We start from the raw sequence: 13935 nt of genomic DNA on the forward strand, positions 1-13935 counted from the left end.
ATCAAGGGGTTCTTTTTTGAAATTAAATGTAAAGCTAAATGTAAAATAGGTATTTAGGCTGTTTCTATTTTTAATAATTTTTATTTAGGACAGTATTGACTTTAACAAAAATAAATCTCTTTATTACAAGCTTAATCAATGGATTGCCAAAGATGCGGTTATCTTACATATTGCCAATGATTTCGGGCAGAAAGACGTTCTTCTTACCCTTCAGCAGGCGAAAAGAAAGCTGTTCAGCCAAATACGAGATTCAGAAAAAAGAGCTGTTGCAAAAAACAATTATCTGGTAAAGAAAAGAAAACTGTTTTATATTGAAAACCTATCAGAAATCAATAAAAAGGTTGATGTGCTTTTAATTTCAGATCAAAATTTCGATCTAAACAGCATTACAGATTGCCCGGAAACCGTTATTCTCCTCAATATTGAAAATAATGTTTTTGAAAACCAAAATTATAAACAATTGTTTAATTCTGGTTCATTAAAAATATTTAGGCACGAATAATAAATCTAAAATCATATTTTTGTAATACATAAAAAAGATTAATGCAAAAAAACATACTCGTAATTTATTATACTCAGACCGGGCAACTGGAAGATATTGTAAAAAATATTGCGAAACCTTTTGAAGATAAAAAAACTGAATACAAAGTAACTTATTACAATATTCAGCTAAAAAAAGACTTCCCATTCCCATGGCCGGGTGATGTTTTTTTCAATACATTTCCAGAATCTTATTTACAGATCCCAAGTGAAATTTTACCTCCACCGGAAGAAGTTCTCAATACAAAATTTGATCTGATTCTTTTCGGATATCAGGTATGGTATCTTACCCCTTCTATTCCTATTATTTCTTTTCTGAAAAGCGGTTTTGCCGAAAAGATAATGAAAGATGTACCGGTTGTCACTATTTCTGGCACCAGAAATATGTGGATGCTGTCTCAGGAAAAATTAAAAGTATATTTAAAAAACCTCAACTCAAAATTAGTAGGAAATATCGCTTTGGTAGACAGACATGATAATTACACCAGCGTTCTTACCATTCTGAGATGGCTTACAACGGGTAAAAAAGAGAAATCCGGAATGTTACCCGCCGCAGGAGTTTCGGATGAAGAGATACAGGGCTCGGTAAAATACGGCAGAATTATAGAGCAACATTTCAGCAGTAATTTTGTTGGTCTGCAGCCGGAACTTGTAAAAAACGGAGCTGTGGAAATACGCCCTTTTTTGGTAAGAGTAGAAAAAGTGGGAAACAAAATCTTCACCGTCTGGTCTAACCTTATCATCAGAAAAAAAGAAAAACGCCCTTTGCTTATTAAACTCTTTAAGGTATATTTGATGGCAGCGATTTGGATTATTTCGCCAATTGTTCTTATATTTCACCTGCTTCTTGCTCCCCTTTTATGGAAAAAGAGAAAAAAACAAAGAGAATATTTACAAGGTATTAATTTAAAATAAAAAAATGAACGAAGTATTTATAACCAAGGCATCTACATACTTGCCAAATGAGCCGATTTCTAATGATGAAATGGAAAGCTATCTTGGCCTGGTGAATAATACCCCTTCTAAAGCACGTGCTTTAATCCTGAGAAACAATAAGATTACCACGAGATATTATGCTTTAGACAAAAACGGAAAACCCACACATACCAACGCACAGATTACGGCAAAAGCTGTGGAAGGTCTTTTTGATGAGCATTTCAAAAAAGAAGATATGGAGCTTCTTTCCTGCGGAACGACTTCTGCAGATCAGATCCAGCCTTCCCATGCATCTATGGTACACGGCGAACTCAACATGGGAAAATCGGTAGAAATTAACACTTCTACAGGATTATGCAATTCCGGAATGAATGCTTTCAATTATGCATTTTTAAATGTGAAAGCAGGTGTGAAAGACAATGCAATCTGCGTAGGTTCTGAAAGGTTTTCTGCATGGATGACCGCAGATAAATTCAACCACGAAGCCGAAAATCTTAAGCTTTTAGAAGAAAAGCCCATAGTAGCCTTCAAAAGAGAATTTTTAAGATGGATGCTTTCTGACGGAGCAGGAGCTCTTTTATTGGAAAATAAACCGAGAGAAAACAGCACTTCTTTAAGAGTAGAATGGATTGATTTTTATTCTTATGCACATCAAATTGAAGCATGCATGTATTCCGGGTGCGAAAAACAGGAAGACGGAAGCCTGAAATCCTGGGCCGAATATCCTGCCGAAGAATGGCTGAACCAGTCTATTTTTGCTTTAAAGCAGGATACTAAAATTTTAGATAAATACATTCTGGTGAAAGGTGCAGAAAGTTTAAGAACTTCTTTTGATAAGCACGAGCTGGATCCCGATTCTATTGACCACGTTTTGGCACATATTTCTTCAGGTTATTTCAAAGAAGGCCTGAAAGAGGAGTTTGCCAATGTAGGCTTAGATTTTCCATGGGAAAAATGGTTCTACAATCTTTCTGAAGTAGGAAATATTGGTGCAGGTTCTATTTTTATTGCCCTGGAACAGCTTATGAATTCCGGTAAACTTAAAAAAGGGGAAAAAGTGCTGCTCTGCATCCCGGAAAGCGGAAGATTTGCTTATTCTTGCTCACTTCTAACGGTAGTTTAATGGAAAACAGACTGCCTTCATCCGACAAGCAATTTGTAGAAAGCCTTATTCCTCAGAAGTTCCCTTTTGTTATGGTAAGTGAACTCGCAGAATATTCAGAAAATCATTTAATCTCCGGCTTTACTATAGAAGAAGAAAACATTTTTGTGAGTAACGGAATTTTTCAGGCATCGGGTTTAATCGAGCATCAGGCACAGAGTGTGGCTCTTCATACCGGATATCAGTTTTATCTTTTGGGAAAACAGGCTCCTACAGGATATATCGGAGCGATAAAATCTTTTGAAGCCGAAGCATTACCAAAAATAAATGATATTTTAAAAACCGAAGTTTCAATTTTAAATGAAATGATGGGTGTAACATTGGTGGAAATCGTCACCAAAATCAACAACGAAATCATTGCCAAATCACAGATGAAAACCGTAGTGAAAGAGTAAAATTAAACAAAAACTTAGCGGGTTACGCCCGTTAAGTTTAAATAATAATCAATGGAACCAAAACAGGACAACCTCATCGATATTTCTCAATTTTTGCCACATCGTACTCCAATGCTGATGGCAGATTATATCCTTGAGCTCACTCCTGAAAAAGTAGTCACTTCATTTGAAATAAAAGCAGGCAATATTTTCGTCAGAAACGGTTTTTTTTCGGAATCAGGATTAATTGAGCATTCGGCACAGACATCTTCTTCCATTTTGGGGCAAAATTTCTTTGCCAACCCCGATTCCGATACGAAAGTGATCGGTTTTATTACCAATATCAAAAAAATTGAAATTTTCGAACTTCCCGCAGTAGGAAAAAAGATCATTTCTAAAGCCTCATTAATTTCAAAATACGAAAACATCTGCCAGATTTTCTGCGAAACTTTTTTAGATGAAAAACTTTTGATACGTACAGAAATCAGTCTTTTTATTCAGGAAGTAAATTAATTCAACTTCATTTTTCAATATTGAAGAGGCTGTCTCAAAAGAGAGACAGCCTTTTTTATGCAAAAAAGGAAAGCCTAAGCTTTCCTAATAGTTGCAAATTTTGTAATTTGCTGTGTGTTAACTAAGTCAAAAGTAGTCTTTAAAGATTACAATCCCAAACAAAATTTGCTTTTTCCTCCGAATTTATCGGAGTTGATTGATGAAAAGCATCCTGTGAAAATAGTTTCAAACATCATCGATGGTTTGGATATTAAAAATTTAATCAAAACCTACAAACCGGGAGGAACTTCATCTTACCACCCGAAAATGCTTTTGAAAGTATTGATTTATGATTATTTGAGTAACATTTATTCAAGCCGGAAAATGGAACAGGCATTGAAAGAAAACATCCATTTTATGTGGCTTTCGGCGATGAGCCGTCCTGATCATAATACTTTGAACAGGTTTCGAAGCGAGCGATTAAAGGGTGAAGTAAAAGCCATCTTTACACAAATTGTTTTGCTCTTGGAGAAGGAAGGCTTGGTAAGCCTGGAAACCACTTTTGTAGATGGGACCAAGATAGAGGCCAACGCCAACCGCTATACTTTTGTTTGGGGAAGAGCCATCAAGAAGCATCAGGTAAGAATTGCAGAGCAACTGGAAGAGCTATGGAATTATGCAGAAAGTGTGGCAAAAGAAGAGCTTCAAAACACTGAAAACATCGATTTTAAAGAGATTGATTCAGAAAAAGTAACACAAACCATCGACAAGATCAACGAGGTGTTGAAGGATAAAAAAATACCTTCGAAAGTTCGCCAGAAACTGAATTATGCCAATAAAAACTGGGCAAACAATTTGGATAAATACAAAAAACAACAGGCGATTTTACAAGCCAGAAACTCTTATTCCAAGACCGATACAGATGCTACTTTTATGCGGATGAAAGAGGATCATATGCGAAACGGACAGCTCAAAGCTGCCTATAATCTACAGATTTCTACGAATAAACAATTTATTTTACATTATTCCATCCATCCCAATCCTACGGATACTAAAACATTGGAGTCGCATTTAAAAGGTTTTGAGGACAGCTATCATAAAGTTCCGAAAGAGCTCGTTGCCGATGCAGGCTACGGTTCGGAAGAAAACTATAACCTACTGAAAAACAAGAAAATAAAATCTTATGTTAAATACAATTACTTCAGAAAAGACCAAAAATCGCAACAAATAACCACTTCTCAAAACAATCCTCGACTGGCAAAAATCAGGGAAAGGGTTTTCAAACTACTCAATACCAAAAAAGGCATTAAACTCCGAAAACAGCGATGTCACGATGTTGAACCTGTTTTTGCAGAGCTCAAACACAACAAAAACTTTAAACGCTTTATGCTTCGAGGAAAAACCAAGGTCGAGGTAGAAATAGGCATCCTAGCCATTGCCCATAATCTCAAAAAAATGGCAAAAGCAGCCTGAAATAGACTGTTTTTTGACTTTTTTAGCTTTGTTTTTCAAAGTTTTTATAAAAACAAAACCCTAAAAATGTTTTTTTTTCAACTCAGCACAAAAAAGAGGCTGCCCTTTTGAGACAGCCTCTTTTATTATTTAGACAAGTTTAGAGTTCAATATTCATCAACAATAAAAAAGTGGGGCATTACTGCCCCACTTCAAACAATTTATATCAATGAAAATTAATATCCGAAGATCTCTTCAAGAGTCACTTCTTTAAATTCTCCCATTTTATTAATTGATTCCATATTCAGGTTTTCTTTTTTCCCGATAATGGCTGTATTATATTTTAACGGTTTAATATCAGAATTGTAAAAATTAGTCAACTGAGGCAACGTTAAAGTTTGAATTTCCGCATAAACATCTTTTCGGATATCGTAATCTACACCCAGTTTTTTAAGTGCTAATTGATTGAAGAAAATATTGGTTCTGTTGATTCTGTTAGACGCAATTTGCTTTAAGGCTGAGCCTTTAGAATTTTCGAACTGAGCAGGAATCTGTGGAAAATCTGCCATCAAATCATTCATCGCATTTACTGCTAAAGGTAATTTATTTGCCTGTGTTCCGATGTAATTGGTAACATAGTTGGGATGACCTTTTTCTGACGCATTTGCGAAAGAAACATACGCTGAATAAGCTAAAGATTTACTTTCTCTAATTTCCTGAAACACAATAGACGAAAGTCCTCTTCCAAAATACTCATTGAAAACATTTGCCTTACCAAAATCTGCAAGGTTAACATCTCCACCTCTAGCTACTTTAGACATTTCCATTTGTACCATATCGTAGTTGGTAAAATAAACTTTTCCTTGTGTTGCCGGTTCCGGATACACTTTGGCTACTGCAGGTTTTAATGATGCATTGCTGATAAAAGGCTTAACCGATTTTTCTAAATCTGACTGGCTGTCTCCATATAAAAATACTTCATAAGGATAGTTATTCAGTGTTTTAATTTTAGACATTAAATCGTTTACATTGATGCTTTGTAAACGTTGTTTAGAAATAATATCTGTCATTCTAGACTCTTTTCCATATTTAGCATAATTGGAAAGAGCAGCCATAATTCTGTTTTTATCTTTTTTCGCAGCTTCTCTAGACTCAAGAATCGTTTTAACGGTTTGATCGTAGATAGTTTTATCTGCTTTCACATTCGTCATCCAATGATTTAAAAGCTGAACTCCTTTTTTCATATTGGCTTCAAGACCTGTTAAAGTAATAAAAGTTTGGTCATTTGAAGTTCTGAAACTGTTTGAAATTCCAAGCTTGTAAAATTCTTCTTTCAATTGTTCCGGAGTATATTTATCTGTCCCAAGATACTGAAGAACACTTACGCCTAACGATAATTCTTTATCATTATCTGTTCCGAAAGGGAAAATATAAGTTACCTGAGCAACTTTATTGTATTTATTTTTTACAAAACTGACTTTTTTATCTTTAATTTGACTTGTAGCGATAGCAGTTTTGTAATCTATAAATTGAGGCTTAATTTCGGCAGGTTTATTGGCTAAAATATCTTTCAGGAAAGGCGACTGAGCATCTCTGTTAATTTTAATGGGTGTAATTCCCGGGTTTTCTACTCGAACCAATTTATCATTCACTCCTTTCTCCTTATAAACGACAACATAATTATCTTTAAAGAAATCGTTGGCAAACTTTACTATATCCGCTTTAGTAATTTTCTCGTACTGGTTAATTTCATCCAGTTCCTGTTCCCAGGTTCTTTCCCCAATGTAATTTCCATACAGTTCTGTTGCTAATCCATCGGCAGTTTCCCAAGACTTCATACGCTGAACTTTCATATCGTTTACAATCGCTTTCAAAATCCAGTCGGGGAATTCTCCTTTTTTCACAAGATTTATCTGTTCCAAAAGAAGTTTTTTAGCTTCATCAAAGCTTTGTCCGTCTTTAGGAGTTACCGATAAATTGATAGATCCATAGGTTTTCAGAGGATTTGCATAAGCTCCAGCTCCAAGTGTTTTTTGTTTTTGGTTTACATTCAAATCAATTAAACCAGCATCTCCATTATTACTAAGAATTTCTGCAACCATATTGGCAAGTCTTGCCTGTTGAGTTCCGTAAGAATCTGTTCTCCATGCCATTGTCATTCTTGGTGTAGAAGGACTTTTTACTGTTCTCTCTACAACTTTTGTCATAGGTTCTTCAGAAACCATTTTCTTCATCGGCAATTCTTTGTACTTGAACGAGCCAAAATACTCATCCACCAGTTTTATGGTTTTGTCGAAGTCTAAATCTCCTACCAAAACTACCGCCATATTATTAGGTACATAGTACGTATCAAAATACTTATGAATAGCCTTCATAGAAGGACTTTTCAAATGTTCGGATGTTCCGATTGTTGTTTGCTGACCGTTAGGATGTTTTGGGAAAAGTGCATCCATCAAAGCATAATTAACCAATCTTCCGTCGTTATCCTGTGCTCTGTTATATTCTTCATAAACGGCTTCCAATTCTGTATGAAAAAGCCTTAGAACCAATTCAGAAAAACGTTCTTTTTCAACCTTAAGCCATTTTTCAAGCTCATTAGAAGGTATATTATTCTTGTAAACTGTTTCGTCTAACCAAGTATGAGCATTGGTTCCGGTTGCTCCCAAAGACGAAATAGCCTTATCGTATTCGTTGGCAATAGCATATTTTGAAGCTTCCTGAGATACTTCATCTATTTTTTTGTATAACGCTTTCTTTTTTTCAGGATCTTTTTCTGCCTTATGTTGCTCATAAAGATCTGAAATCTGTGCCAAAAGAGCATTTTCTTTTACCCAGTCTGAAGTACCAAGATGAGAAGTTCCCTTGAAAACCATGTGCTCCAAATAATGAGCAAGACCGGTATTATCACTCGGATCATTATTAGAACCTGTTCTAACCGGAATATACGTCTGAATTCTTGGTGCATCGTCATTTTTTGCAAGATAGACTTTCAGACCATTTTTCAAAGTGTAGATTCTTACTCCAGCCAAATCGTTTTTTACAGTTTCGTAAGAATAGCCTTGTGCATCGGTCTGTTTTTGGGTTTCAAACTTTTGAGCCATTGCCATAATGGTGCAGAAAAGAGAAACGGATATAAAAAATTTCTTCATATAAAATAAGAATTAAAAAATATTGGTAGTAAAAATAAGCATAAAGTTACATTTAGAATAATTATTTCTCAAACCTATTTTTTTTGAAACATGCCTCTCCTCGTAATTAAATGATTATAAAAACCTTCCTGAAATTGATAAAATTAAACACTTTGTTAACATAATAAATGATTTACGATTCACAACAAACGAGCATTTCGAAAAACCCATTTAGAAGATACTTAGAAAAAACCATGAATTTATGTCCTGCAATTTTACTACTTTAGCCATTTAATTGACCTTATTATCGAAATAGTTGTGAAAAAACAAGACATCCCACAGGACAAGGGCAGTTTAACCTCTGCTAATATGACGGAGGTTCTGTACGTTACAGACGAAAATAATAATTACGGCACTGCCAAAAGCAGTGGTTGGGATATCAAGAATGCGGTTTTGGACGAATCTATGGAGCTCATCTCAGAACGTGTGGATGAAGCAAAACGCAACGTTGCCAATAATATCGTTAGCCCGATTATCTATTTTATGGAACTCAACAAAATGGATTTCCAGGTTCTTGCAGCCTATGTTGATAAATGGCAATGGACCGTTAAAAGACACGCAAAACCATCAGTATTCAAAAAACTTAGCGATTCTACCCTGAAAAAATATGCCGACGCATTCGGAATTTCGGTGGATGAATTAAAAAACTTCGACGGTAAATAACAATGAAAATCAACTTTGAACACCACCAAACCGCTCACTGCGAAAACGGTGTTGCCTCCAACCTGTTACTCAACAAAGGCTTAAAACTCAGCGAACCTATGATTTTCGGAATCGGTTCCGGATTATTTTTTGTGTATTTACCTTTTTTAAAAGTAAATTTTGCACCTGGATTCAGTTATCGGCCAATGCCCGGCTCAATTTTCAGCAAAGCGGCAAAAAGACTGGGAATTAAAATCAAAAGACAGAAATTCTCCAATCCAAAAGAGGCACAAGCTGCTTTAGAAAAAAATTTAGAACAAAATATTCCGACCGGACTACAGGTTGGGGTTTTCAACCTCACTTATTTCCCTGAAGAATATAAATTCCATTTCAATGCACACAATTTGGTGGTTTATGGCAAAGAAGATGGAAGATTTCTCATTAGCGACCCGGTTATGGATTTCGCAACTTCCCTTTCGGAAGCAGAACTGGAAAAAGTACGTTACGCCAAAGGCGCACTTCCGCCAAAAGGTCATATGTATTTCCCAACCTATATTCCCGAAACCGTGAATCTTGAAGAAGCCATCAAAAAAGGCATTAAAGATACCTGCAAAAATATGCTGGCTCCCGTTCCTTTGATTGGTGTAAAAGCGATGCGCTGGGTAGCGAAAAGCATCCCAAAATGGGCAGAGAAAAAGGGAACGAAAGTGACCAATCATTATCTCGGGCAACTCATTAGAATGCAGGAAGAAATCGGAACCGGCGGCGGCGGATTTCGGTTTATTTATGGTGCGTTTTTACAGGAAGCGGCTGTCATTCTAAAAAATGATGAGCTAAAAGAATTATCCAAAGAAATTACAGCCATTGGTGATCTGTGGCGAGATTTTGCCGTGGATATTGCAAGGGTTTATAAAAACAGAAATTCGAAAAGTGATATTTACAATCAGCTTTCAAAATCGATGTTGCATATCGCGGATTTGGAGGAAGCTTTTTATAAGAAACTGAGAAAAGCGATTTAACCGTCAGTAGATTAATTTATCTAAATTTGTACTAAAATGCAATCACTTATGACAACATTCAGTTTTAAAATAGATTCCAGCGAGAGTAAAAAAATCAAAGCCATTTTAAAAGCTTTAGGTGTTGCTGATTTAAAAATACAGGAAGATGAAACTCCTTCGAAAGATTTTTCTGAAAAAGTAAAAAGAGCAAGAAAAGCTTATTCAGAAGGAGATGTTGTTGCTGTAAACACAAAAAACATATGGGAAGGTATCAAATAGTCCGTACAAAAGAAGCGGAAAAAGACCTTGCTAAAATTTTAAAGTCTGGCAATAAATCTGATGTTAAAAAAGTGGAAATTTTCTTTAAAGAATTAGAAGAGCATCCAAGAACGGGAACTGGAAATCCGGAACAATTAAAGTATTTTGATGGAGAAATTTGGAGCAGACGAATCAATAAAAAAGACAGGTTTGTTTATGAAATTTATGAAGAAGATAAAAATGTAATCGTAGTAAGTTCTTTGAGATATTACAGTGATAACTAATCTCTTCTAAATTTATTCATAAAAAGTCAGAACTAACAATGTCAAATCCCATCATCGAAATAAAAAATCTCTACAAAAAATATAAAAATGCAGAAGACTTTTCTGTCAATGAGATTTCTTTGAACATCAATAAAGACGAAATTTACGGCATTCTCGGCCCCAACGGAGCGGGAAAAACCACTTTGATTTCTATGCTTTCCGGTTTAATCAAACCGACATCGGGAAGTTTTACCATCAACGGACTTTCGCCTCAGAAAAACAGCACGAAACTCAAACAAATCATTGGCGTTGTCCCCCAGGAATATGCACTCTACCCGACTTTAACCGCCAAAGAAAACCTGATGTTTTTCGGAAGTTTGTACGGTTTAAGCCACAAAAAACTGAGAAATACCATTGATGAAGCATTGGAATTGATGGGTTTAACGAAATTTGCCAACAAAAAAGTTGAACAGTTTTCCGGTGGAATGAAACGCCGTTGCAACTTGATTGCGGGAACGCTTCACAACCCGAAAGTATTGTTTCTGGACGAACCGACTGTTGGAGTGGATGTCCAGTCCAAAAAAGCGATTATTGATTATCTTTTAGATTTGAATAAAAAAGGAACCTGCATTATTTACACCTCGCATCACCTTTCTGAAGCGGAAGAATTCTGTACAAAAATTGCCATTATCGACCACGGAAAAATCCACGCTACAGGAACGCCTCAAGAACTGGTGCAAAGAGTTGCCAATGCAGAAAATCTGGAAGACGTTTTCATATCATTAACCGGAAAAGAACTGAGAGATGTTGTATAAACTGTGGAGAAGTTTTTTTAAGGAAATCCTTTTACTGAAGCGGGATATCGGAGGAATTGTCATTATATTCCTAATGCCTTTGCTGCTTATTATTACCATTACGTTGATTCAAGATTCGACGTTTAAAAATCTGGAAGGTTCAAAAATCCCGATTATTTTTATTGATAACGACCATTCTGAAATTTCAAAAAGAATAGAATCTGAACTAAAAGCCAGCAAAAGTTTTCAGCTTTTGACAGATTACAACGAAAATTCGGCTAAAGCTGCCGTATTTTCGGGTGAATATCAGATGGCAATTGTAATTCCACAGAATTTAACGAAAGATATCAATTCAAATATTGATTCCAAAGTTCAAACGATTGTGAGTTCTTTTGGTCTGGAAACCGATTCAGCTTCCGCAAAAGTTGTAGACACAAAAGCGAAAGACATTCATCTGTACTTCGATCCAGCAACCAATGCAAGTTTCAAGAATTCTGTGATGAATGCCATCAACAAAATGGTCTTCGAAATCGAGAACAAAAAAATATACAAAGCATTCCAGGACCAGTTGGGAACCACGGAAAATTTGGATAACAAAAGCCTGATTACTTTCAAAGAAATCGTTCCAAAATCTGCTTTGGAAGCCAAACCCAACTCAGTACAGCATAACGTTCCGGCTTGGGCGTTGTTTGCCATTTTCTTTATCGTGGTGCCGTTATCTATTAATTTAGTTAAAGAAAAAAGTCAGGGAACGAGTGTGAGAGTTCGTGTGAGTCCCACTCCCTATTACATTCACATTTTAGGAAAAACATGTACGTATTTAATTATTTGTGTTATTCAGTTTTTGCTGATGGTTGCAGTGGGAATCTGGCTTTTTCCTTTAATGGATTTACCACAGTTCGATGTGACCGGAAAAATGTTTAACCTCATTATCGTCACTTTATTTGCAGGTTTGGCAGCCATAGGATTTGGCGTTTTACTGGGAACAGTGGCGAAAACTCAGGAACAATCTGCACCATTTGGAGCAACATCAGTGGTTGTTTTGGCAGCCATTGGTGGCATCTGGGTTCCGGTTTTTCTGATGCCTGAATTTATGCAGAAAATCGCGGCATTTTCTCCAATGAACTGGGGGTTGAATGCCTATTACGACATCATTTTAAGAAACAGCGGCATTGGTGATATTGCAAAAGAATTGATTTTCTTATTTTTATTTTATGTAGCGATGGTTGGTATTGCTTTATTTTATGAGAGAAAACAGAATGCAGTCTAAAGATTTAACTTGTACAGAAGAAGTACGTGTACGCTTCAATGAAACAGACCCGCTAGGAATTGTCTGGCACGGGCATTACATCGTATATTTTGAAGACGGAAGAGAAGCTTTCGGAAGACAGCACGGTTTGACTTATCTTGATATTCAAAAAGCGGGATATGTAACGCCGATTGTAAAAACAACTACGGAGCATTTTCTGCCTTTAAAATACGGAGAAACGTTCAAAATTGTAACGACTTTTGTTAATTCTAATTCAGCGAAATTGATTTACCAATACGAGCTTTTCAACGAAGCCAACCAATTGGTCTGTTCAGGGGAAACGATTCAGGTTTTTCTGGATTCCGACAATAATTTATGTTTATATAATCCTGAATTTTTTCAGGCCTGGAAAGATAAAATGGGATTGTAATGACCACAGAAATTTATATTACAGATTACAACTGCGTCACGCCTTTAGGTTTTGACGTTCCTTCTAATTGGAAAGCCCTTTTGGACGGGAAATCCGGCGTAGCTTTACATCAAATCATCAAAAATCAGGAGCCGTTTTACGCTTCAAAGATTGATTCTGAAAAATTGACAAAAGAATTTAATAGATTCTTCGACTTCGCTCAGAATGACAATATTGAATTCACAAGGCTTGAAAAAATGTTGCTGTTGAGCTTAAAACCTCTGGTAGAAAGACATAACATCACAGAAGAAACCGCATTTATTTTATCAACCACAAAAGGAAATATCAGCCTATTAAAAAATATGGAGACTTTGCCGGAAGACGTTTTTCTTTCAAAAATGGCTCAGAAAATGGCTGATTTTTTCGGTTTTAAAACCAAACCAATTGTGGTTTCCAATGCCTGTGTTTCGGGAGTAATGGCGATTGCTGTGGCGAAGAATATGATTCAGTCCGGAAAATACAAAAATGCTTTTGTAGCAGCCGGAGATGAGATTTCTGAATTTGTGATTTCCGGATTCAACTCATTTCAGGCAATCGGAACAGAAATCTGCAAACCATACGACAAAAACCGCAACGGAATCAACATTGGTGAAGCAGCAGCTGCGGTTTATATCACTTCAGAATTAAATAAAACCGAAAAATTTAGTTTTAAAATTTCAGGAGATTCAGCCATTAACGACGCTAATCATATTTCAGGACCTTCAAGAACTGGTGACGGTTTGTTTGCCAGCGTTCAAAATGCAATGAAAGAAGCAAAAATTTCATCAGAAAAAATCGATTTCGTTTCTGCACACGGAACAGCGACTATTTACAACGACGAGATGGAAGCCATCGCTTTTAACAGAATGGATTTGCAAAACATTCCTTTGAACAGTCTGAAAGCGTATTACGGTCATTGTTTGGGAGCTTCAGGATTATTGGAAAGTATTATTTCTATGGAATCTGCTTTGAATAATACCTTAATTCCATCAAAAAATTTCAACGAAACGGGAACTTCCCAACCTTTGAATATTATTAAAGAAAACCAAACGGCAGAAATCAAATATATTTTGAAAACAGCTTCTGGTTTTGGAGGATGTAATGCGGCGATTGTTTTGGAGAAATCATAAAATAATTTT

14 protein-coding genes are annotated in these 13935 nt (G+C 35.9%); 13 read left to right on the plus strand and 1 reads right to left on the minus strand.

Annotated elements, in window-relative coordinates:
* The first annotated feature begins 543 nt into the window (after positions 1 to 543).
* The 5 genes from IV513_RS06765 (at position 544) to IV513_RS06785 (ending at position 4977) form a co-directional block, all read left to right on the plus strand.
* Complete coding sequence (locus tag IV513_RS06765; RefSeq protein WP_209389850.1) at positions 544 to 1455, plus strand: dialkylrecorsinol condensing enzyme DarA; 912 nt, start codon at positions 544 to 546, stop codon at positions 1453 to 1455.
* A 4-nt stretch (positions 1456 to 1459) separates the two neighbouring features.
* Positions 1460 to 2599 (plus strand): beta-ketoacyl-ACP synthase III, encoded by a 1140-nt coding sequence (locus IV513_RS06770; RefSeq protein WP_209389851.1) that lies wholly within the window; start codon positions 1460 to 1462, stop codon positions 2597 to 2599.
* Positions 2599 to 3033 (plus strand): hypothetical protein, encoded by a 435-nt coding sequence (locus tag IV513_RS06775; protein WP_209389852.1) that lies wholly within the window; start codon positions 2599 to 2601, stop codon positions 3031 to 3033. The genes IV513_RS06770 and IV513_RS06775 overlap by 1 nt, the downstream gene beginning before the upstream one ends.
* 51 nt (positions 3034 to 3084) lie before the next feature.
* Positions 3085 to 3525 (plus strand): ABC transporter permease, encoded by a 441-nt coding sequence (locus IV513_RS06780; RefSeq protein ID WP_209389853.1) that lies wholly within the window; start codon positions 3085 to 3087, stop codon positions 3523 to 3525.
* 114 nt (positions 3526 to 3639) lie between these two features.
* On the plus strand, positions 3640 to 4977 hold the full coding sequence (locus tag IV513_RS06785) for an IS1182 family transposase (RefSeq protein WP_209389854.1): 1338 nt from the start codon (positions 3640 to 3642) through the stop codon (positions 4975 to 4977).
* Positions 4978 to 5192: 215 nt separating this feature from the next.
* Here IV513_RS06785 and IV513_RS06790 read toward each other — a convergent pair whose 3' ends face one another.
* The gene (locus IV513_RS06790) at positions 5193 to 8105 is read right to left on the minus strand and encodes a pitrilysin family protein (RefSeq protein ID WP_209389855.1); all 2913 of its coding nucleotides are present in this window, start codon (positions 8103 to 8105) and stop codon (positions 5193 to 5195) included.
* 297 nt (positions 8106 to 8402) lie between these two features.
* Here IV513_RS06790 and IV513_RS06795 point away from each other — a divergent pair, with 297 nt between their 5' ends.
* From IV513_RS06795 to IV513_RS06830, 8 genes are read left to right on the plus strand one after another with little or no spacing between them, the layout of a single operon-like run.
* On the plus strand, positions 8403 to 8807 hold the full coding sequence (locus IV513_RS06795; protein ID WP_209389856.1) for a hypothetical protein: 405 nt from the start codon (positions 8403 to 8405) through the stop codon (positions 8805 to 8807).
* A gap of 2 nt (positions 8808 to 8809) precedes the next feature.
* Positions 8810 to 9805, plus strand: coding sequence for a BtrH N-terminal domain-containing protein (locus tag IV513_RS06800; RefSeq protein WP_209389857.1), 996 nt, complete (start codon positions 8810 to 8812; stop codon positions 9803 to 9805).
* A gap of 48 nt (positions 9806 to 9853) precedes the next feature.
* Positions 9854 to 10063: a DUF2683 family protein gene (locus IV513_RS06805; protein ID WP_209389858.1), complete on the plus strand. Its 210-nt coding sequence runs from the start codon at positions 9854 to 9856 to the stop codon at positions 10061 to 10063.
* On the plus strand, positions 10045 to 10326 hold the full coding sequence (locus IV513_RS06810) for a Txe/YoeB family addiction module toxin (protein WP_209389859.1): 282 nt from the start codon (positions 10045 to 10047) through the stop codon (positions 10324 to 10326). The genes IV513_RS06805 and IV513_RS06810 overlap by 19 nt, the downstream gene beginning before the upstream one ends.
* 38 nt (positions 10327 to 10364) lie before the next feature.
* Complete coding sequence (locus IV513_RS06815) at positions 10365 to 11120, plus strand: ABC transporter ATP-binding protein (RefSeq protein ID WP_209389860.1); 756 nt, start codon at positions 10365 to 10367, stop codon at positions 11118 to 11120.
* A complete protein-coding gene (locus IV513_RS06820) occupies positions 11110 to 12369 on the plus strand; it encodes an ABC transporter permease (RefSeq protein WP_209389861.1) in 1260 nt (419 codons plus the stop codon). Before IV513_RS06815 ends, IV513_RS06820 begins: the two co-directional genes overlap by 11 nt.
* The gene (locus IV513_RS06825; RefSeq protein ID WP_209389862.1) at positions 12359 to 12778 is read left to right on the plus strand and encodes a thioesterase family protein; all 420 of its coding nucleotides are present in this window, start codon (positions 12359 to 12361) and stop codon (positions 12776 to 12778) included. Before IV513_RS06820 ends, IV513_RS06825 begins: the two co-directional genes overlap by 11 nt.
* Positions 12778 to 13926, plus strand: coding sequence for a beta-ketoacyl synthase N-terminal-like domain-containing protein (locus tag IV513_RS06830; RefSeq protein WP_209389863.1), 1149 nt, complete (start codon positions 12778 to 12780; stop codon positions 13924 to 13926). The genes IV513_RS06825 and IV513_RS06830 overlap by 1 nt, the downstream gene beginning before the upstream one ends.
* Positions 13927 to 13935 lie beyond the last annotated feature (9 nt).

The sequence above is a fragment of the Chryseobacterium sp. RR2-3-20 genome, from assembly GCF_017808115.1.
Lineage (GTDB): Bacteria > Bacteroidota > Bacteroidia > Flavobacteriales > Weeksellaceae > Chryseobacterium > Chryseobacterium oryzae.